This is a genomic window from Nonomuraea basaltis (assembly GCF_005893125.1).
GTDB classification, from domain to species: Bacteria; Actinomycetota; Actinomycetes; order Streptosporangiales; family Streptosporangiaceae; genus Nonomuraea; species Nonomuraea basaltis.
The window spans coordinates 1-19,296 of sequence record NZ_VCJS01000062.1 but is presented as its reverse complement, the minus strand read 5'-3'; the positions used below and the strand labels follow the sequence as shown (position 1 = coordinate 19,296).

The 19,296-nt window shown below is 70.8% G+C and carries 16 protein-coding genes; 10 read left to right on the top strand and 6 right to left on the bottom strand.

Annotated elements, in window-relative coordinates:
- Positions 1 to 2: 2 nt before the first annotated feature.
- Together EJK15_RS27495 and EJK15_RS27490 are read right to left on the bottom strand one after the other, a co-directional pair.
- Positions 3 to 1,025, bottom strand: coding sequence for an energy-coupling factor ABC transporter permease (locus EJK15_RS27495; protein ID WP_138713363.1), 1,023 nt, complete (start codon positions 1,023 to 1,025; stop codon positions 3 to 5).
- 75 nt (positions 1,026 to 1,100) lie between these two features.
- Positions 1,101 to 2,915 carry a glycosyltransferase family 2 protein gene (locus EJK15_RS27490; protein WP_138713362.1) on the bottom strand — a complete coding sequence of 605 codons (1,815 nt, stop codon included), beginning with the start codon at positions 2,913 to 2,915 and terminating at the stop codon, positions 1,101 to 1,103.
- A gap of 321 nt (positions 2,916 to 3,236) precedes the next feature.
- Between EJK15_RS27490 and EJK15_RS27485 the strand changes: the two genes are divergently transcribed.
- Both EJK15_RS27485 and EJK15_RS78460 read left to right on the top strand, forming a co-directional pair.
- A complete protein-coding gene (locus EJK15_RS27485) occupies positions 3,237 to 3,596 on the top strand; it encodes a hypothetical protein (RefSeq protein ID WP_138713361.1) in 360 nt (119 codons plus the stop codon).
- Positions 3,597 to 3,613: 17 nt separating this feature from the next.
- Entirely contained in the window at positions 3,614 to 3,979 is a 366-nt protein-coding gene (locus tag EJK15_RS78460; RefSeq protein WP_138713360.1) for a ClpX C4-type zinc finger protein, read from the top strand.
- A gap of 275 nt (positions 3,980 to 4,254) precedes the next feature.
- On the opposite strand, the gene EJK15_RS27475 is transcribed toward EJK15_RS78460, so the two are convergent.
- Positions 4,255 to 4,824, bottom strand: a complete 570-nt coding sequence (locus tag EJK15_RS27475) for a CGNR zinc finger domain-containing protein (protein WP_138713359.1) — start codon at positions 4,822 to 4,824, stop codon at positions 4,255 to 4,257.
- A gap of 72 nt (positions 4,825 to 4,896) precedes the next feature.
- Here EJK15_RS27475 and EJK15_RS27470 point away from each other — a divergent pair, with 72 nt between their 5' ends.
- The 4 genes from EJK15_RS27470 (at position 4,897) to EJK15_RS27455 (ending at position 11,544) form a co-directional block, all read left to right on the top strand.
- Complete coding sequence (locus tag EJK15_RS27470; protein ID WP_138713358.1) at positions 4,897 to 5,652, top strand: class I SAM-dependent methyltransferase; 756 nt, start codon at positions 4,897 to 4,899, stop codon at positions 5,650 to 5,652.
- A gap of 151 nt (positions 5,653 to 5,803) precedes the next feature.
- Positions 5,804 to 6,856: a class I SAM-dependent methyltransferase gene (locus EJK15_RS27465; RefSeq protein ID WP_138713357.1), complete on the top strand. Its 1,053-nt coding sequence runs from the start codon at positions 5,804 to 5,806 to the stop codon at positions 6,854 to 6,856.
- A gap of 120 nt (positions 6,857 to 6,976) precedes the next feature.
- Entirely contained in the window at positions 6,977 to 9,877 is a 2,901-nt protein-coding gene (locus EJK15_RS27460) for an AfsR/SARP family transcriptional regulator (RefSeq protein WP_138713356.1), read from the top strand.
- A 128-nt stretch (positions 9,878 to 10,005) separates the two neighbouring features.
- Positions 10,006 to 11,544 carry an alpha/beta fold hydrolase gene (locus EJK15_RS27455; protein ID WP_138713355.1) on the top strand — a complete coding sequence of 513 codons (1,539 nt, stop codon included), beginning with the start codon at positions 10,006 to 10,008 and terminating at the stop codon, positions 11,542 to 11,544.
- 121 nt (positions 11,545 to 11,665) lie between these two features.
- On the opposite strand, the gene EJK15_RS27450 is transcribed toward EJK15_RS27455, so the two are convergent.
- Entirely contained in the window at positions 11,666 to 12,925 is a 1,260-nt protein-coding gene (locus EJK15_RS27450) for a cation:proton antiporter (RefSeq protein WP_138713354.1), read from the bottom strand.
- 184 nt (positions 12,926 to 13,109) lie between these two features.
- Between EJK15_RS27450 and EJK15_RS27445 the strand changes: the two genes are divergently transcribed.
- A complete protein-coding gene (locus EJK15_RS27445; RefSeq protein ID WP_138713353.1) occupies positions 13,110 to 13,607 on the top strand; it encodes a GNAT family N-acetyltransferase in 498 nt (165 codons plus the stop codon).
- A 131-nt stretch (positions 13,608 to 13,738) separates the two neighbouring features.
- Here the strand turns inward: EJK15_RS27445 and ligA are convergent, their stop codons facing one another.
- Together ligA and EJK15_RS27430 are read right to left on the bottom strand one after the other, a co-directional pair.
- Entirely contained in the window at positions 13,739 to 15,805 is a 2,067-nt protein-coding gene (gene ligA, locus EJK15_RS27435) for an NAD-dependent DNA ligase LigA (protein WP_138713352.1), read from the bottom strand.
- Positions 15,806 to 15,905: 100 nt separating this feature from the next.
- On the bottom strand, positions 15,906 to 16,619 hold the full coding sequence (locus tag EJK15_RS27430) for a TetR/AcrR family transcriptional regulator (RefSeq protein ID WP_138713351.1): 714 nt from the start codon (positions 16,617 to 16,619) through the stop codon (positions 15,906 to 15,908).
- A gap of 118 nt (positions 16,620 to 16,737) precedes the next feature.
- On the opposite strand from EJK15_RS27430, the gene EJK15_RS27425 reads away from it, so the two are divergent.
- The 3 genes from EJK15_RS27425 to EJK15_RS27415 are packed head-to-tail and all read left to right on the top strand — an operon-like array spanning position 16,738 to position 19,041.
- A complete protein-coding gene (locus EJK15_RS27425; RefSeq protein WP_206061132.1) occupies positions 16,738 to 18,252 on the top strand; it encodes an FAD-dependent monooxygenase in 1,515 nt (504 codons plus the stop codon).
- A gap of 46 nt (positions 18,253 to 18,298) precedes the next feature.
- Positions 18,299 to 18,808 carry a hypothetical protein gene (locus EJK15_RS70885; protein WP_206061131.1) on the top strand — a complete coding sequence of 170 codons (510 nt, stop codon included), beginning with the start codon at positions 18,299 to 18,301 and terminating at the stop codon, positions 18,806 to 18,808.
- On the top strand, positions 18,805 to 19,041 hold the full coding sequence (locus tag EJK15_RS27415; protein ID WP_138713350.1) for a hypothetical protein: 237 nt from the start codon (positions 18,805 to 18,807) through the stop codon (positions 19,039 to 19,041). Before EJK15_RS70885 ends, EJK15_RS27415 begins: the two co-directional genes overlap by 4 nt.
- Positions 19,042 to 19,296 lie beyond the last annotated feature (255 nt).

Here is a 19,296-nt window from a genome sequence, read left to right as displayed (position 1 = left end):
TATCACACCTTGATCTTTTTTTGGTCCATCTCGTCGCGGCTCCTGGCCGCGTAGGCAACAGCCCCGGCGATGAGCAGCACGAGCCCGACGCCGACGATCCCGGCCACACCGACCGGGATCCCGCCCACATCACCGTAGTCGGCCAGCGCCCACTCGCCGAACACGTGGTCGGTCGCCTGGCCGAGGAAGCCCTTGTTCTCGGCCACCGCCTCCAGCCCGTCGGGGTCCGAGGAGGCGAAGAACGACACGAGCCCGGCCAGCACCAGCGTCAGCCCGACCCCGCCGAACAGGAACGGCCTGACGGCCCGGCGGGCGGGGACCGGCTCGGGCTCGGGCACGGTCGTGGTCGTCCCCTCGGCGCCGCGCAGGACCAGCGGCTTGGCCAGGCCGCGGGCGCCGTACACGAGGTCGGGCCGCACGGCGAGCACCGCGCCGACGGTCATGGCCGTGATCGCGGCCTCGCCGATCCCGATCAGCAGATGCACGCCGCCCATCGCGGCCGCCACCGCGGACACCTCGATCGGCGCCGTCCCCCCGATCCAGAACAGCAGCGTGAACACCAGCGCGGAGGCCGGCACGGAGACCAGCGCGGCCAGGAACGCCGCCGGCGTGACCCCGCCCTTGCCCCTGGCCAGCCCGGTGACCAGCCGGAAGACCCCCCAGCCGACCAGCACGGTGACGAGGCCCATGATCGTGATGTTGACGCCGAGCGCGGTCAGGCCGCCGTCGGCGAAGAACACGCTCTGCACGAGGAGGACCACGGCCATGCAGAGCACCCCTGTATAGGGCCCGACGAGTATCGCCGCCAGCGCGCCGCCCAGCAGGTGACCGCTGGTGCCCGCGGCGACGGGGAAGTTGAGCATCTGGACGGCGAAGATGAAGGCCGCGACGAGCCCGGCCATGGGTGCTGTCCGGTCGTCGAGCTCGCGCCGCGCCCCGCGCAGGCAGACCGCGACCCCGGCGGCCGCCACCGCCCCGGCGGATATGGACGTCACTGCATCGAAGAAGCCATCGGGTACGTGCACGGCCAAGCCTCCCAAAACGGACGAACAACCGTCCCTACTTTAAGACATCGTCTTGCACCTGCACATAGATGGCAATTAGCGCACGATCCTCTTGAGGACCGTCCCGGGCGTCAGCCGCCGCACCACCGCGCTCAGCCGCCCCTGCCCCGACGTCGCGTACGGCCGCACGCTCCTGAACAGGGCGGCCCACCACCACCGGCGCGGCGCCACGACCGTCTCGGCGTCGGCCTCGATCCTGAAGCGCGCGGGCGGCCCGCCCAGATCGAGCTCCAGATGGGCGTCCCAGGTGCCGGGCGACAGCCTGCCCACCGCGGGACGGGCGGTGAAGCCGCCGCCGGGCAGCGCCACCACCGGATCGGTCCGCTCGCGTCCGGTGCGCCGCTCCCGCCAGACGATCTGCCTGATCGCCGTGGCGACCGGGGTGGTGCCGGCGACGGTGACCTCGCCGTCGACGAGCAGCCGCTGCCCGAGCGCCCACCTGGTCCTGATGAGCCTGGCCGTGCCGGGCACCGCGACCACGTGCCCGCCGACGTCGATGCTGAGGTTGCCGTTGTCCCTGGTGAAGTACGGCAGGACGGCCAGGTTGCCGATCAGCCTGGGCGGCGGCCGGGTGATGCCGCTGTCGCGCTCCGCGCCGAGCCGGCCGAAGCGCACCACACCCTCCAGCTCGACCGACACCCGCAGGTCCCAGATGCCGGAGTCGAGCGCGCTCGCGTCGACGCGGGCGGTGAACTCGCCGCCCTTGCGCTGCGCGGGGACGACCAGCTCGAGAGTGGGGTCGTACCGGGAGCGCAGCACCACGGCCACGCCGTCGTCCCTGCTGATGCCGTCGAGCCGGGCGGCGCCCGTCACCACCAGGCGGTCGCCGTCCCAGCGCAGCCCGGTCAGCCGGCGCCGCACGGTGGCGTTCTCGATGCGGGCCAGGCGCACCAGGCGATCGATGTCGTCGAGCGCGCCGGCCCGCTGCCGGTCGATGCTGTTGAGCCGCTCGTGCACGCCCGGCGTGTACCACTCGTCGCAGAGCGCGGCGACCTCCCGGGCGATGTCCTTGCGCCGGATGTCGCCGCTCTCCAGGAACACCGCCCCGAGCTGCGTGAACACGTCCAGCCTGAAGTGCCTGCGGAGCAGGTGGTCGCGCAGCGGGCCGGGCTCGATGTGCCGGGCCATGAGCCGGATCGGCTCGCGGATCATGGTGAGCCAGGCGATCGGGTCGCGGCTTTCCGGCTGCTGCATGATGCTGCTGCCGTCGGGCCTGGACACGAGGTGGTAGCAGTCGTGGTCGGCGACCACGGAGATCACGCGGGCGTGGCAGTAGGCGTGGACGGTGAAGATGATGTCCTCGCCGACGCGCATGCCCTCGCCGAACCTGATGCGGTGGCGTTCGAGCAGGTTCCTCCTGAACAGCTTGAAGCAGCTCAGACTGTTGTAGACGGTGCTGTCGCCGAGGGCGATCCGGTCGGCGCTGTGCTGGAACATCGACACCGGCGCCCGCCTGCCATGCCCCACGATCTTGCCCAGGACGATGTCGGAGCCGTTCCTGTCGCCCATGGCGACCATGCGCTCCAGCGCCTCGGGGCCGAGGTGGTCATCGGCGTCGCAGAAGAACACGTAGCGCCCGGTGGCGTGCTCGATGCCGACGTTGCGCGGCCGGCCGGCGCCTGCGCCGCGCTCGATGTGCACCACCCGGACGGTGTCCTTGTGGTAGGCGGCGTAGAGGTCGAGGAGGTCGGCGGTGCCGTCCGTGGAGCCGTCGTCGACCACGACGATCTCCTTCCTGACCCGCTGCACGAGCACGGACGTCAGGCAGCTGTCGAGGTAGTCGCGGCAGTTGTGTGCGGGGATGACGACGCTGACGTCCACCGCGTCGTCGTCGTTCCCTGTCGCCGGCATCGCCACCACTCCTGAACTACGTTGCGTTGTCGCTCCGTTTCAGTATGTGACCAAGGCCTGCCCCCAGGGGGCTGATCGGACGTCTTCATCCCGGGCCTTTGCTAACACCGGACATTCACCGCATTCTTCGAATAAGCCCCGTCACGCGCGCCAAATACCGCATTCGACCCACACCGAATGAGTTTCAGGAAAGAGGTTTTCCCTCCCGGAGGTAGAAACCTCTCCGGCGGGTGCACTGGGGTACTCCCAGGCTTCCCGAGTGATCCGCTCGCGGGGGTTGCGCGTCTACAGTTAGGCAACCTTGACCGGGAGGTGGCGGGAATGGGATCGGATCTCCGCAGGCGGACGGCCGACGGCTCGGCCGTGCACACTGCTGAGTTCATCGTCTCCTCGGCGCGACTGACGGAGCTGTACGAATGCTCTGCCCTGCTGCGCCGTACGAGGATGCGTGCCGAAGAGATCGTCGACGAGGCCCGCGCGCTCCTGGCCGAGGCCGAGCAGCGCGGCCACGCCGATCGCATCGCGAGCCTGCGCGTCCAGGTGGAGCAGGCGCGGCAGGCGTACTGCAAGGTGCTGAACGCGTACGTGACGATCTGCCGCAGGATCACCGAGGAGCGCCAGGCCATCCTGCAGGCGCAGATGGAGCGGGAGCGGCATTCAGGGTTGTCAGGCGTAGCCTGACGGTCTAGCGTCAGGCCATGCCTGACTGGAAGGACAAGGTCCGCTGCTCGTTCTGCCACAAGAAGAGCACGGGCGTTAACAAGCTCATCGCCGGTCCCGGTGTGCACATTTGCGACGAGTGCATTGGACTGTGCAAGGAAATCCTCGAAGAGGAGCGGCTTGTCTCCTCTACCGAACCCCGGCTGCCCCTGTGGGAGTCCATGACCGAAGAGCAGATACTCGACCATCTCCCGAAAATCGCCGCCGTGCAGGCCCAGGTGGACGACAACCTGCGCGATTGGGTGGCGCACCTGCGCGGCAGAGACGTCAGCTGGGAACGCATCGGCGCCTCGCTCGGCATGACGCGCCAGTCGGCGTGGGAACGTTTCAGGAGCGAAACGTAGGCGGTAAACCGCTGTGACCCATGGGGCGTCCTGTAGTCAGGGAGGCCCACCATGCGCGTCCTTGACCGTCTCGCGGCGCCGGACCTCGACGAGCTCCAACTGGAGCTGGTCCTCGTCCTCGCGCTGCACGAAGAGGCAGAACGGCTTGCCGCCGAATGAACGGGCTCCAGCTCCCCGGCCACGCGGCCGGGGAGCTGGAGCAGGGGGTTGGAGGCCGGCCTGGCGGCGCTGCGGCGGGCCGGACAGGACGCCGATCCGCCGCCTGGCGTGATCGGTCACTCGGCCTTGCTCCTGGCCCGGAAGGCGGCCGTCTTGACGCGGTTCTGGCAGGCCGTGGAGCAGAACCTGCGAATGCCGTTGCGGGACACGTCCACGTAGACGCGGTCGCAGTGCGGCGCCGTACAGACTCCCAGGCGGTCGCTGAACTCGCTGCCCAGCACGATCGCGAGGCCGGTCGCGCAGCCCGCCGCCCACTCGCCGCCCATGGTGCCGCCGGGGCCGTGGAAGTGCAGGTGCCATGGCTCGCCGTCGTGCTTCTGGAGCGTCGGTCTGGCGTGGCTCTCCTCCAGGAGCCGGTTGATCCGGGCGGCCGCGGCGTCGATCTCGTCCGCGGCGACGGCGGTGAAGACCGCCCGCAGGCGGGCGGCGACCTCGGCCAGCTCGGCACCCTCGGCCTCGGTGACCTCACGGTGGTCCGAGTAGACGGTACGCAGGCCCTCGGTGGCGGCGGCGCCCACGTGGGCGGGCGCGGGGAAGGCACGACCGCGCCTCTCGCCTGGGGTCAACGCGTTCACCAGAGCCACCGCGACCCTGACCACCCCATCGGTGTGACTGTTGTAGTCCAATTGACCGGTTACACCTTCGTGTTCTAAGTTGTGACTGTCCAAAGCATAAACGACAGTTACAAGGAGACGCTTGTGCTCACTCACGATGCCGCACTGGAGTGGATCGCGCGCTGGGACCGCCAGCAGGAGGGATATCTCCCCGACCGCGAGGAGCGGTTCACCGCCCTGATCGACGCCGTGGAGGCGCTGGGGCGACCCGATCCGCTGGTGATCGACCTGGGGTGCGGGCCGGGGTCGCTGTCCGCACGGCTGCTCGACCGGCTGCCGAAGGCAACCGTCGTGTCGGTGGACGCCGATCCGCTGCTGCTCGGGCTCGGGCGGGCCGCCTATCCCCAGCTCACGTTCGTGCCGGCGGACCTGCGTACCGGCGGGTGGACGGGGCTGCTCGGCCTGGACCGGCCCGCCGACGCCGCGATCAGCACGACGGCGCTGCACTGGATCTCCGGACCCGATCTGAAGCGCGTTTACGCCGAGCTGGCCACCGTGCTGCGGCCCGGCGGGCTGCTGCTCAACGGCGACCACATGGACACCGACGACACCACGCCGGCGCTGGCGCGGCTGGAGCGGGCGGTGCACGAGCGCGAGACCGAGCGGGCGTTCGGCGCGAACCGGCCCGAGAACTGGCGGGCCTGGTGGGACGCGATCGCGGCCGACCCGGCGTTCGCCGAGCTCAGCGAGGAGCGCACGACAGCCGGCGCCGATCATCACGGCTCCGAGTCGCACCTGCTGTCGCAGCACGTCGAGGCTCTCCGGGAGGCCGGTTTCTCCGAGATCGGCACGCTCTGGCAGCGCGGCAACAACCGGCTGCTGTGCGCCGTGCGGGACTGATCAGCGCATCCGGCCATCCGTGACCCGGGTCGCCCCTTCGCAGGGCTGCGCGTGCCGCGCTCACCGCACCGGCAGATCGCTGAAAGGCGGATGACAGACCAGGTGCCGACGCTGTCGTGTGATCACATCCGAACGACGGAAAGGCACGACGATGAACGTGGAGAAGGTCACGGAGTTCTTCATGAAGATCGCCGACGAGCGGGCGGGGGCCAGCGCGGTCCTGCTCACGTACCTCGGCGACAAGCTGGGCATCTGGTCGGCGATGGCGGGGGCGGGGCCGGTGGACAGCGCCGAGCTGGCGGCGCGTACCGGGCTGGCCGAGCGCTACCTGCGCGAGTGGCTGGCCGGGCAGGCCGTCGCCGGGCACGTCACCTATGACGCGGCGACCGGCCGGTTCGAGCTGCCCGCCGAGCACGCCGCGGTCCTGGCCGACGAGAGCTCCCTCGCCTTCCAGGGCGGCGGGCTGGAGGGGGCCGCCGCGCAATGGATGGCCGCCGACAAGATCGCGGACGCGTTCCGCACCGGCGCGGGCGTCGCCTGGCACGACCACGACCCCCGGATGTTCAGCGCCACGGCCCGGTTCTTCGGGCCGCTCTACCGCAGCTCGGTCGTGGACCAGTGGCTGCCCGCCCTGGACGGCGTCGTGGACCGGCTGCGCGACGGAGCACACGTGCTGGACGTCGGCTGCGGGCACGGCACGTCGACGATCCTGATGGCGCAGGCGTTCCCCCAGTGTCAATTCTTGGGCGTGGACTACCACGAGGAGTCGGTGCTGGCCGCGCGGGAGGCGGCGGCGAAGGCCGGGGTGGACGACCGGGTGGAGTTCGTGGTCGCCGAGGCGGACGCGTACCCGGCTGGGGAGTGGGACCTGATCTGCTTCTTCGACGCCCTGCACGACATGGGCGACCCCGTGGGCGCCGCGGCCGGCGCCAGGGCCTCGCTCGCCCCGGGCGGCGCGGTCATGCTGATCGAGCCGTTCGCCGCCGACCGGCTGGAGGACAGCATCGGCAGCCCGGTCGCGCTCGCGTACTACACCGCCTCGACCATGGTGTGCGTGCCCAACTCGCTCGCGCAGCACGGAACCGCGCTGGGTGCGCAGGCGGGCCCCGAGCAGCTGACCGAGGTGCTCAAGGCGGCCGGGTTCGGGACCGTCAGGCGGGCGCTCGAGACCGAGTACAACCTGGTGCTGGAGGCCCGCGCCTGAGGCAGTCCGTGGTTGGAACCGGCAAAATTCCACAGTACCGACAGGGCGGACGATGGGATCATGTCGTCATAATTCGAGCATGCCGCGGTGCGCGGTCTCGGAACGACGGCAGGACGCATCATGGCCCATCCGAAGGAACGCCCCGCGTACCGCGTCCTCGGGACCTTGGAGGTCGCGGGGACGACGGCGTCCGCGCTAGGGAGCGCCCGGCAGCGCGCGCTGCTCGCCTGCCTGCTGGCCCAGGACCGTCACTGGGCCTCGGCCGACGTGCTCGCCGACGTGCTGTGGGGGGACGCGCCGCCGCGACATCCGGCGGCCGCCCTGCACACCCAGGTGTCCCGGCTCCGGGAGGTCCTGCGCCGGGCCGGGCGTACCGACGAGGTGATGCCGGAGCAGCGGGGATACCGCCTCGTCGTGGACCGTTCCGACGTGGACGCGTGGCGGTTCGAGACGCTGCTGCGGCACGCCGGGTCGGTGCCCGTCGGGGAGCGGGCCGGGGCGTACGAGCGGGCGCTGTCTCTGTGGCGGGGCCGGGCCTTCGAAGAGATCGCCGACCATCCTGCGGTGCAATTGACGGCCACCCGCCTGGAGGAGCTCCGGCTGGCGGCGGTCGAGGACCGGGCGGCGGCGCTCATCTCCGCGGGTGACCTGGGCGGCGTGATCGCCGAGCTCACGGCGTTCGCCGCCGTGAATCCGCTGCGCGAGCGTGCGCTGGAGCTGCTGATGACGGCGCTCTATCGGTCGGGCAGGCAGAGCGACGCCCTGGCCGTCTTCGAGGACTACCGGGTCAAGATCGCCGAGGAGCTGGGGCTCGATCCCACCCCGCCCCTGCGGGCGCTGCAGCTGGACATCCTCAACCAGACGGTCCCGGCGGTACGCCAGACCGCCACGGTGTCCCGCCCTCCCGTGCCGTTGTCCAGGCTGATCGGGCGGGACAAGGACCTCCGGAGGCTGACGGAGCGCATCCGCGAGCACCGGCTGCTGACCGTCGTCGGCCCGGGCGGCGTGGGAAAGACGCGGCTGGTGACGCAGGCGCTGCCCGCCCTCGATGAGGAGTTCGCGGACGGCGTCTGGTGGTGCGACCTCTCGGTCATCACCTCGGGGGCCTTGCAGGCGGTGGCCTCGGTTCTCGGCGTCGTCGAGCGCAGCGACGTCCCGCTGGAGTGGCGGCTGCGGGAGTTCCTCGCCGGGCGCCGGTGCGTGGTGGTGCTGGACAACTGCGAGCATCTCGCCGTGGAGGCCGCGCACGTGGCCGAGCTGCTGGCCACCAGCAGCCCCGGAGTCCGTACGGTGGCCACCAGCCGGGAGGCGCTGGGGGTGGACGGGGAGCGGCTGTTCACGGTCGATCCCCTGGCGGTCGATGGCGAGTCCTCCGCGGTCGTGCTCTTCCTCGATCGGGCCCGAGCCCATGACGTGCCGCTCGCCGACGACCGGGCGACCAGGGACACCGTGGCGGCGATCTGCCGGCGGCTGGACGGCCTGCCGCTGGCCATCGAGCTGGCCGCCGCCCGTACCCGGTCGCTCAGCGTCGAGGAGATCCTCCAGCAGCTCCAGGTGGAGGGCTCGGCGTTCCTGTCCAATCCGCGCCGCACCGCCAGCGAGCGCCACCAGGACATGTTGAGCGTGGTCGACTGGTCGTACCGGCTACTGGGGCAGGGCGAGCGCACGCTGCTGCAGCGGCTGTCGGTCTTCGCCGGCTCCTTCGACCGGGTGGCGGCCAACGCCGTGGGTGCGGGCGGCGAGGTACGCCGGGAACGCCTCGACGCCGTGCTCGGCGGGCTGGTGGACAAGTCGCTGGTGGTCGTCGGGCGCGAGGCCGAGGCCACCCGCTACCGGCTGCTGGAGTCCGTACGCGAATACGGCGGCCGCCGGCTCGTCCCGTCCGGGGAGCGCCAGACGCGGGAGCGGCACGCCCGCCACTACATCGAGACCGTACGCCGGGCCGACCGGCTGCTGTGGGGGCCGGAGGAGCGGCAGGGACAGCGGGTGATCGACGGCGACCTCGCCGAGCTGCGCGCCGCGCACGGCTTCCTGCGCGACGCCGGCGACATCGAGAACCTGCTCGCCCTGAGCGCCCCTCTTATCTTTTTCCTGAGCCACCGGTCCAGATCGGAGATGTACCGCTGGGCCGAGACCGCGATCGGCTTCGACACGGCCGCGAGCCATCCGGACTTCGCGGCCGCGTGCGGGCAGGCCGCGTACGGGGCCTGGCAGCGCGGCGACCGGGCGCGGGCGGCGGAGCTGGTCGCGCGCGGCCTCCACGAGGGCTGCGGGAACGCCGGTCACCTGCACCGCCTGGCCAGCCAGCTGGCGCTGTTCGACGGGCGGATGGAGGACTGCGTACGCGACTGCGAGCTCGCCCACGACGCCTTCGCCGAGGACGGACAGCAGGGGTGGGCCGAGACGAGCCGGCTCGTGAGCGTGCTGGCCCACGCCTACCACGGCGACATGGCGGCCGAGGCGATGGCGCGGCGGCTCCGGGAGCGGATGGGGGCGTGGGGGGCGCCGTCGATGGTGGGCTGGAGCGAATTCGCGCTCGGCGAGGCGTTGCAGGCCCGTGATCTGGGTGAGGCTCTGGCGTGCTTCGACCGGGCCGTCGCCGCGGCCGCTTCCGTGGGGGCGAGCCTGATCGAGGGGGTGGCGCGGGTGGCGGCGCTGGGCGTGCACGTGCGGCATGGCTCGGCCGCGCAGGCGCTCACGATGATCCCGCCGCTCCTGGACCATTGGGCCCGTGGTGGGGTGTGGCACCAGCAGTGGCTGACGCTGCGGCTGCTCGTGGAGGCGTACGTCGCCACCGGAGAGGAGCACGCCGCGTGGCGCGCCGCGGCGCTCCTCGGCGCGCACGACGTCTCGCCGACGGCGGGGCCGGTCTATGGGGAGGACGTGGCGCGGCTGGACCGGGTGCGCGAGCGGTTACACGGCCTGCTCGGCGCCGAGCGGTACGCCAAGGCGCTCCGGCACGGGGCCGGCGTCGGCGACCAGGGCGCACTAACGCTCGCACGGTCCTTGCTGGCGACGTGAGCCGGGCGCGGAAAGATCCCTGACCAGAAGCATGCGGTACCTAGGTATGACGCGGTTTTCATACTCGAGTCGGATGGTCTTGTGGAGCAATCTGATCGACGATCGGGTACCCAACGATTGGATCCGCGATGCGAAGACCAGTCCTGATCGTCACCCTCTTGCTCGCTCTGGTCATCCCCTTAGTGCCCGTGGCTGCGGCCACCGCGGCGAGCGCGGGGGCCATCTCCTGGTCGCCCTGCCCGGAAGACCCCACGGCCGAGTGCGGCACGCTGACCGTGCCCATCGACTGGAACAAGCCGCGCGGCGAGACGTTCGACCTGGCGCTCGCCCGGCGCAAGGCCACCGATCCGGCCGCCAGGATCGGCTCGCTGGTGATCAACCCCGGCGGGCCGGGCGGATCCGGCGTGACCGCCGTGCTGCAGAACTGGCTCGGCTTCACGCCAGAGATCACGAGCCGCTTCGACGTGGTCGGCTTCGACCCGCGCGGCGTGGCCCGCAGCCACCCGATCCTGTGCTCGCTCGAACTGGCCGTGCAGGCGCCCGACCCCCTGTCGCTGAAGAGCCAGGCCGACTTCGACGCCCTGCTCGCCCACAACGAGCGCTACAGGCAGGACTGCCGGGCCCGTACCGGACCGCTGTTCGACCACGTGCACACCGGAAACGTCATCCGCGACCTCGACGCCCTGCGCGCGGCGCTCGGAGACGACAAGCTCACGTACTACGGCGTCTCCTACGGCACGCTCATCGGCCAGCTCTACGCCGAGCGCTTCCCGCGCCGGGTACGCGCCCTGGCGCTCGACAGCAACATGGACCACAGCCTCGGTACGAGAAGATTCCTGGACACCGAGTCGTGGACCTCCCAGGACTCCTTCAACGAGTTCGTCGCCTGGTGTGACCGGACCACGTCGTGCGCGCTGCACGGCAGGGACGTCCGCACCGTCTGGAGGGAGCTGCTGGCGCGGGCCGAGCGCGGCGAGTTGCACCTGCCCGGCGACCCCGAGGTCAAGCTGGGCAAGCTCGACCTCATCGGGCAGGCGTTCGGCGCGTTCTACGGCCCGCTCTACAAGGAACTGGCCGAGTTCCTGGTGGCGCTGGAGACCGGCGCCCAGCAGGCGAACGCGATCCTCACACCCCCGGCCGCGAAGAACGGCCAAGAGGTGATCAACGATGCCAGCCAGGTCTTCTGCCAGGACTACCTGCTGCCCATCCGCGACTACCGCGAATACGCGGCCCACCTGCGCCGGTCGGCGGCGATCGCGCCGGACATGCTGGTCAGCGCGGCGGCCCACCCGCTGACGGCCGCCTGCCTCGGCACGCCGGCCCCGAACCCGAACCCGCAGCACCGCCTGCGCGTCGACGGCACACCCACGCTCCTGCTGGGCAACGCCCTGCACGATCCGGCCACCGCCTACCCGTGGGCGGTCAACGCGGCGCTGCAGATCGGGCGCGAGGCCAGGCTGCTCACGTACGAGGGGTGGGGGCACGGGATCTACGGTCGCGGGGAGTGCCCGACGGTCGCGATCGACCGCTATCTGGCCTCCCTCAGCGTGCCGTCCAAGGGTGCCAGGTGCCCGGCCATTCCGCCGGCGGAGCTGACCGCCCAGCGCGCCCGTCCGCTCCCGGGTCCCGTCCCCGGTCTGCCCGGCTGGACGTACGCCGCCCCGTAGGGATCTCCCGCGACGGCTTCGCGGCCCTCCCGCGAAGCCGTCGCGCCCCGCGCCCGTGCGCGATGCGGGTCCGCTGCTCCCATGGCGATGCCCGCCTGCGTATGGAGCGAATTAGCCCCTTTCATGAGGACGAGGCCGGCAGCCGGGACCCGTCGCGTAGCGCGTCGAGGCGCGTCATGGCGGGGGTGGCGGTGACGCCGTGCAGCACCACCGAGGCCAGCACGGTGAAGGCGGTCACCGCCCACAGTTCCTCCGCCGGGACGCCGAAGTCGGCCCGGCCGAGCGCGTACGCCAGGTAGAACAGCGACCCGATGCCCCGGATGCCGAAGAACGAGATCACCAGCCGTTCCTTGGGCCCGGCCGGGCCGCGTATCTGCGACAGCCAGCCCACCAGCGGACGGATCACCAGCAGCAGCAGGACACCGACGGCGGCGCCGCGCCAGGTGAGCGCCGCCAGGCCACCCGCCGCCACGAAGCCGCCGAGCAGGAGCAGCAGCCAGGCGGTGAACAGCCGCTCGACCTGCTCCACGAAGCCGTGCAGGACGTTGTTGTAGCCGTGGCCGTGCTCGACCCGCCGGATGGTGCACGCGGTGACGAACACCGCGATGAAGCCGTAGCCGTTCGCGAGCTCCGTCACCCCGTACGCGAGGAAGGTGGCGGCGAGCGCGACGAAGCCGTCGCGGCGCTCCGACAGCCGCAGTTTCTCGGCGCGGCTGTGGAAGAAGAGCCGTCCCAGCAGTCTGCCGATCAGCAACCCGCAGCCCAGCCCCGCCACGATCCGGTAGACCACGTCAAGCAGCGCCCACTCACCCAGCCATCCCGCCCCGCCGACGGCGGCCACGGCGATGGCGGCGTACACGATGGGGAAGGCCAGCCCGTCGTTCAGCCCCGCCTCCGAGGTCAGCGCGAAGCGGACCTCGTCGTCGGCGGTCTCCGAGTCGGCGGGCTCACCCACGTTCACGTCGGAGGCGAGCACCGGGTCGGTGGGCGCGAGCACCGCGCCCAGCAGCAGCGCGGCCGCGAGGGGCCAGCCGAGCACGAGCATGGCCGCGGCGGCGACTCCGGCGACGGTCAGCGGCATCACCCAGCCCAGGAGCCGCCACGTCGTGGCCCAGCTGCGTAACCCGGCCCGCCGGTTGAGCGCCAGCCCCGCCCCCATGAGAGAGACGAGTACGCAGATCTCCGTGATGTGCTCCAGCGCCACCCGGTGGGAGATCGGATCGGGGTCGGGCAGGCGGAGCGGCGGCAGGTACAGCAGCATGCCGCCGAGCAGGTAGACCAGGGGCAGGGAGAGCGCCCGGCGGGCGAGCAGCCCGGGCAGCAGGGCGGCGAGCAACGCTGCGGCGCCGCCGAGGGCGAGGATGAGATCAGCGGTGGACATCCCCGGCCATCTGCCCCAAAGGTCACGACGCATCCCACTTGTGCCCGAGGCAACAGGGCCGCACGGGCCCGCGATGACGTCCCTCTCCCCGCCACATGGGCCGAGGCAGAGGTGATCGGCCCGGCTTGATGGCCGGGAGGACAAACGGCAGAGTGAAGATCGAATCAGCCCTAACATGGACAGGGTGCAGGAAATCGTGACATACGTCGAGATGACCGCTCCCTACCAGCTGAATCCTGGCAAGGTCGTGCCCGGCCTCGCTCTGGAGCCCTTGGCCCGCGACTCACCGCTGGTCATCGGCCTCCAGGCCAGGATCGGCGCGCCGTATGACTGGGCGAGTGCCCGGCGGAGCGGACAGGAGTGGGCCGCCTGGTTCGCCCAGCATCCCGCCCGCGTGTTCTGGCTGGTCTCCCTGAACGGCGAACCGATCGGGATGGCCGCCTACGACGTCCATCCCGGCGAGGAGGTCGAGATCGAGACCTTCGGACTGGTGCCGGAGTACACCGGCAAAGGCCTGGGTGGACACGCGCTGACGCTCGCCATCCAGCGCGCCTGGCGGTTGACCCCCTCCGTGAGACGGGTCTGGCTGCACACGTCGAGCCTGGATCACCCGCACGCGCTGCCGAACTACCATCGGCGCGGCTTCCACACGTACAAGACCGAAATCGGCGAACGCGGCTAGTCCACATGTTCTTGCTCGCCACGGCCGGGGTGGCCACGAGCGAGGCCGTCCACGTGGCCGTGGCGGCCGCCGGACTGGCCTCCCTCTTCGAGGCGCGATCCTCGGCGCCGTCACAAACCCGGCCGCTCCTGTCACAGGAACGCGCTGATCTCGACCGCGAACTCCTCCGGGCTGAGGACCCGGATCCCGAGGGTCTCGGCCTTGGCCCGTTTGGAGCCCGCCTTCTCCCCCGCCACCAGCAGGGACGTCTTGGCCGACACGCTGGAGGACGCCTTGCCGCCCGCTCGTTCGATCAGCTCGTTGACCTCGTTGCGCGACAGCTCCGCCAGCGGCCCGGTCATCGCGCCGGTGACCACCACCGACATCGAGGCCAGCGGCAGCTCGGCCACCGCGGCCGGTGCCCCCTCCTCGGGCGGAGTGGCGCCGGGCTCGATCATGTTCACCCCGGCCTTGACCAGCTTGTCGATGAGCGGAGCGAGCTCGATCAGCTCGGCCACCACGACGGGCGCCTTCTCCGGGCCGATGCCCTCCACCTGCTGGATCGCCTCGGAGTCGGCCGTCCGGATGTTGTCCATCGTGGCGAAGTGGCGGGCGATGCGGCGGCTCATGGACCGGCCGGTGCCGCGCACGCCCAGCGCGCAGAACACCCTGCTGAGCGACCGTGTCTTGGCCTGCTCGATGGCCGCCAGCAGGTTGTCGGTGCTGGTCTCGCCCATGCGCTCCAGGTCGAGCAGTTGCTCCCGGGTCAGGAAGAACAGGTCGGCGAAGTCGACGATCAGCCCGGCGTCCAGCAACTGCTGGACACGGTTTTCCGCCAGGCCCTCGATGTCGAGCTGATCGCGGCCGACCGCGTACGTGATGGACGCGATCGCCCGGCAGGCGCGGCCGCGCACGCATCGCCAGCGCTCCTGCGAGCTGTCGATCGCATCCCCGCACGATGGGCAGACCTGCGGGATCGCGATCGGCCGCTCGTCGCCGGTGCGCAGGTGCACGACCGGCGCCTCGACCCTGGGGATCACGTCGCCCGCCTTGTAGACGGTCACGCTGTCGCCGAGCATCAGGCCGCGGCGGGTGATGTCGGCGACGTTGTGCAGGGTGGCGTAGGTGACGATGCTGCCGTCGAGCTCGACCGGCTCCAGCACCGCGCGCGGGGCGATGATGCCGGTGCGGCCGGTGTTCCACTCCACGTCGATCAGCTTGGTGATCTTCTCGGTGGCGGGCAGCTTGTACGCGACGGCCCAGCGCGGCGCACGGGAGCTGAACCCGGCCTCCGCCTGGTCGGCCGCCAGGTCGCACTTGATCACGATGCCGTCGATGCCGAACGGCAGCTCGGCGCGGACCGCGGCGATCTCCCCGACGCGCTCCTGCACTCGCTCGAGGGTCTCGGCGACGATGCCGGCGACGGGTGTGGCGGCGGTGGTCTGCACGCCCTGCGCGGCGACCCAGCCCATGATCTCGCTGTGCGGCAGCTCCCGCAGGCGCACGGCCAGCTCGGAGTCGTCGCCGGGCGGCGGCAGGACACCGTAACCGAAGAACGTCAGCTCGCAGACGTAAGGACGGTCCTGCGCGCGCAGCGTGCCCGCGGCGGCGCTGCGCGGGTTGGCGAACGTGGTGCCGTCGTGCGCCTGGCGCTTGGCGCAGGCGTCCTCGAACTGCGAGGCGGTCATCATGACCTCGCCGCGCAGCTCCACCGTGACCGCGTCGGCCAGCCGGTCGGGCAGCCCCACGATGGTGCCGATGGCGTGCGAGACGTCCTCGCCCGCACTGCCGTCGCCGCGCGTGACCAGCTGGGCCAGCCGGCCGTGCCGGTAGCGGGCCGAGATCGCCAGCCCGTCGAGCTTGGGCTCCACGCTCCACTCCGTGACCGGACGGCCGAGCCTGCGCTCAAGCGAGGCCGCCCAGTCGGCGAGTTGCTCGGCGCCGAACACGTTGTCCAGGCTGAGCATGGGCACCGTGTGCGGCACGTCGCCCACCACGGCGCCACCGGCCACCTTGCCCGTGGGCGAGAGCGGCAGCACCGCCTCGGGGTGGGCCTCTTCGTACGCCTGGATGCCGCGGACCAGCCGGTCGTAGGCGTCGTCGTCGAGCGTGGAGGTGCCGTCGGCGTAGTAGGCCGCGGCGGAGTCCACGGCCAGCTGCACGGCCTCGGCGTAGGCCGTGTCGTCGGCCAGGACGGTGATCGGGGGCGCGTCGGTCATGGATTCATCATGCCGGGAACCACCGACAATTCCCGCGCCCGAACTGCGGTTCAGCCCGTGACTGAGAGGGCAGGGTCGGGGGCTTTCGTCCCCGTAATCCTCAGGCCTCAGGAATGCCGGATTCGCCACGATCGGCGTCGATCACGTCGCCGAGCAAGGTGACGGTGGCGGCGGCGAGGTCCCGCAAGGCGGCGTCGGGGTACGTCGGCACGCTCTCGAATGCCCGCCGGATGGTTTGCGCGAGCAGGTCCGCCCGCTGATCCCGGCCGTCGGCAGGGGCGTTGGCCTCAGCTCGCAGGAAGCCCTCGAAGGTCGCCTGGTAGGCGTAGCCGATCTCATCGACGTGCATGTCGTCGCGGAGCAGGCCGTGTTCGGCGAGCAGGTCGAGGTAGTCACGGGCCATGGCGCTGTGCCGATCGTCGCGGGCGGTGTCGGCTGAACCGCTCAGGTTGCCGAGCAGGTGAGGATCGGCCAGGAGGAAACCGCGCAGCAGCGGCCGGTTGGCGATGGCCAGGAAGTAGGTACGCGCGAAGCGGTGCAGCAGGCATGCCTCGGGGTCCTGCCCCAACGCCTGCCGCAACTCGTCCATCGCGGAGAGCACCTCGCGCGCGAAAACGGCGCCGAACAGTTGCTCGCGAGTCTTCCAGTGCAGGTAGACGGTGCCTTTGCCGATGCCCGCCCCGGCGGCCACATCGTCCATGGTCACTCGTCGGTAGCCGTAGCGCAGCAGCAGGTCGGCCGCCACATCGAGGATCCGCGTGGCCCGTTCGGCTCGCTGCTGTGGGTCGCGGAGCCGTTCGACGTGGGCGCTCATGCACGGAGCCTATGACTAAACGTGATTTTTAGTCAACTACTACTAGCTGTTGACGAAATTTCAAATTTCGTCATACAGTCACATCGAACCTCAGCGATCTCTGCGGCAGGAGCGAGTCATGCACACCAAGGCCAACCCGACAGTCCTGATCTCCGGAGCCGGAATCGGCGGGACCACGCTGGCGTACTGGCTGGCGCGCCACGGATTCCGGCCCACCATCGTGGAACGCGCGGCCGGCCTGCGCTCCAGCGGCAACCCGGTCGACGTCCGCGGTCCCGCCGTGCGAGTGGCCGAACGTATGGGCGTGATGCCGCGGCTGCGCCAGGCCGCCACCCAAGTGACGGCGATGAGCTTCGTCAACGGCTCCGGCCGCCAGGTGGGCCGGGTGAACATGCGGGCCCTGCAGCAGGCTTCCGGCAGCCGGGAGGTAGAGGTGACGCGCACCGACCTGGCGGCAATCCTGTACGAGGCGAGCCAAGACGCCGCCGAGATCATCTTCGGCGACACCATGACCGCGCTGAACCAGGACGACAACGGCGTGGACGTCACCTTCGAAAAGTCCCCGCCACGCCGGTTCGACCTTGTCGTCGGAGCCGATGGGCCCCACTCGACCACTCGGCGGCTGGCTTTCGGGCCAGAGTCGCGGTTCGTCCGCCACATGGGCCTCTACGTCGCGACCATGCCTCTCGACGGCCCGGCCGACAATCAGCAGGAGGTCGTCCTCCACAACGCCCCCGGCCGACTGGCCTCCATCCACCCCGTCCACGGCCGCGCCCTGGCGGCCTTCGTCTTCCGTCACCCGCCAATGGAAGGCTTCAACCCTCGCGATCTCGCCCAGCACAAGCAGATCCTGACCAACGCCTATGCCGGCGACGGATGGCGCGTGCCCGACCTGCTGGACCAGGCCCGCGCGGCCAAGGACCTCTGGTTCGACTCCGTCAGCCAGGTACGCCTCGGTTCCTGGGCCAACGACCGCGTCGCACTGGTGGGCGACGCCGCATCCTCGGTGTCGCTGTTCGGCGACGGCTCCACCCTGGCCATGGTGGGCGCCTACACCCTGGCCGAAGAACTGGCCGCCACCCCCGCCGACCCACACGCGGCCTTCGCCGATATGAGGCCGCACACCGCACCCTGGTCGAGCCCCGGCAGGGAAACGTTGCGACGGCCGCCGCACTCATGGTCCCCGCCACCCGGGCCGGCATCACCGCCCGCAACCTGGCAACCCGGCTCTGGCCGGCCGCAGCCACCGCCTCATGGATCCGCAACCGGATCACCCCGTCCCACAACCCCACACCAGCGACCGCCTGACAGCGCAGCATCTCCCACCGGCGCTGACCCGCCGCCTCACTCCGCCCCAGAACCGGCCTGCCGTCACCTACTGCTCCACGAGCTCACCAACGCATCCTGGCCGGTCAGCCACCCCTCATCTCATCGCGCGAAAGGCCGCACTCATGAGCGCCCCGATCGTCTCCCCCGCCGGCCCTCTCCCCAGGGAAGTCAACGTACGCCAATGGCTGCGTCTCCTGTCCCGCTGGTCACTGCTGACCGCCCTTTTCTACCTGGGGCTGATCGTCCTGTTCATTACCCTCGTCCTGCCCGCGAGCAGCGGTTCCCTGCCGGAGGAGTTCCTTGAGCTGGACGTCGCCGGCAGCGCACCCGCACGCTTCAGGCTGACCGTCGTGTTCGACGTCCTGGCGTGGCTGGGGATCGGCGGGCTCCTTCTCGCATGGGGAACCGTGCTGCGCCAGCGTGCCCCATTGCGAGCGACCTTCATAGTGGCATCCAGCGCCGCAACCCTCATCGGCTTCCTCGGCGCCTGCCTACGCCTGTCCGCCACCCCCGAACTGGCACACCGGTACCTGTCCACCCCGGCAGGTGATCGCGGAGCATCGCTGGAGGCGTACCGGGAACTGCTGAACCTGATCAACGTGACCTTCAGCGCCGGAGGTCTGGTAGCCAACGCGGGCCTGCTGCTGGTGGCGATCGTGACCTGGCACACCGTCCTGCCCCGCTGGGTCGGTGTCCTCCTCGGGCTCGGCAGCGGGCTGGGCATGGCCAAGGCCGCGCTCCTCCTGGTGACCGGCGTGGACCTCGGCCCGGTAGCGCTGCTCGGCGCGGCCCTGCTGACCATGGGCTTCGCCGGCACCGCGGCCTCTGTACCGAGATCGAATCTCGGCATTGCGGCGTGATCAAGGGCCACCACATCGACCTCAGCGATCCCAAGAACCGCCTCGCCCACGGCCTCGTCGCCCAAACCCTGCTCGCCGCACTCATGGTCGCCATCGCCAACGAGTTCATCCTGCTCGCCTGGCGGCAAACCCACGATCGCCCGAACCCCCGCCCGAGGACACCTCCGCATCCGATGGACAAAATCCGGACCTGGAACCGCCGGCAGGTTCGACAGGGAGGCCGTTGTAGCTGAAGATGACGGCCATCGCGGTCCCGCGGGCTGCTGACCGGCGCGCCCATCGGCGGGCTCGGCCATCACGGCGATCGCCTGGTGTGTGGGGATCACGATGATCGGCTACCTGCGGGCGCGCGACGTTCACCAAGCGAGCGTGATCTCGGCCAGCTCACGCCAATCCCGCCGCTCACCAGCACGGGTCGCCTCGGTGAACACGGTTTCACCGAGGCGACTGCGCGCGTCCGCGGCGATCCTGGAAGCATCCGGCTGTGA

Coding starts and splice junctions, on each gene's coding strand:
- EJK15_RS27490 (WP_138713362.1), bottom strand. CDS start 2,915: ATGCCGGCGACAGGGAACGACGACGACGCGGTGGACGTCAGCGTCGTC.
- EJK15_RS27485 (WP_138713361.1), top strand. CDS start 3,237: ATGGGATCGGATCTCCGCAGGCGGACGGCCGACGGCTCGGCCGTGCAC.
- EJK15_RS78460 (WP_138713360.1), top strand. CDS start 3,614: ATGCCTGACTGGAAGGACAAGGTCCGCTGCTCGTTCTGCCACAAGAAG.
- EJK15_RS27465 (WP_138713357.1), top strand. CDS start 5,804: ATGAACGTGGAGAAGGTCACGGAGTTCTTCATGAAGATCGCCGACGAG.
- EJK15_RS27460 (WP_138713356.1), top strand. CDS start 6,977: ATGGCCCATCCGAAGGAACGCCCCGCGTACCGCGTCCTCGGGACCTTG.
- EJK15_RS27455 (WP_138713355.1), top strand. CDS start 10,006: ATGCGAAGACCAGTCCTGATCGTCACCCTCTTGCTCGCTCTGGTCATC.
- EJK15_RS27450 (WP_138713354.1), bottom strand. CDS start 12,925: ATGTCCACCGCTGATCTCATCCTCGCCCTCGGCGGCGCCGCAGCGTTG.
- ligA (WP_138713352.1), bottom strand. CDS start 15,805: ATGACCGACGCGCCCCCGATCACCGTCCTGGCCGACGACACGGCCTAC.
- EJK15_RS27430 (WP_138713351.1), bottom strand. CDS start 16,619: ATGAGCGCCCACGTCGAACGGCTCCGCGACCCACAGCAGCGAGCCGAA.
- EJK15_RS27425 (WP_206061132.1), top strand. CDS start 16,738: ATGCACACCAAGGCCAACCCGACAGTCCTGATCTCCGGAGCCGGAATC.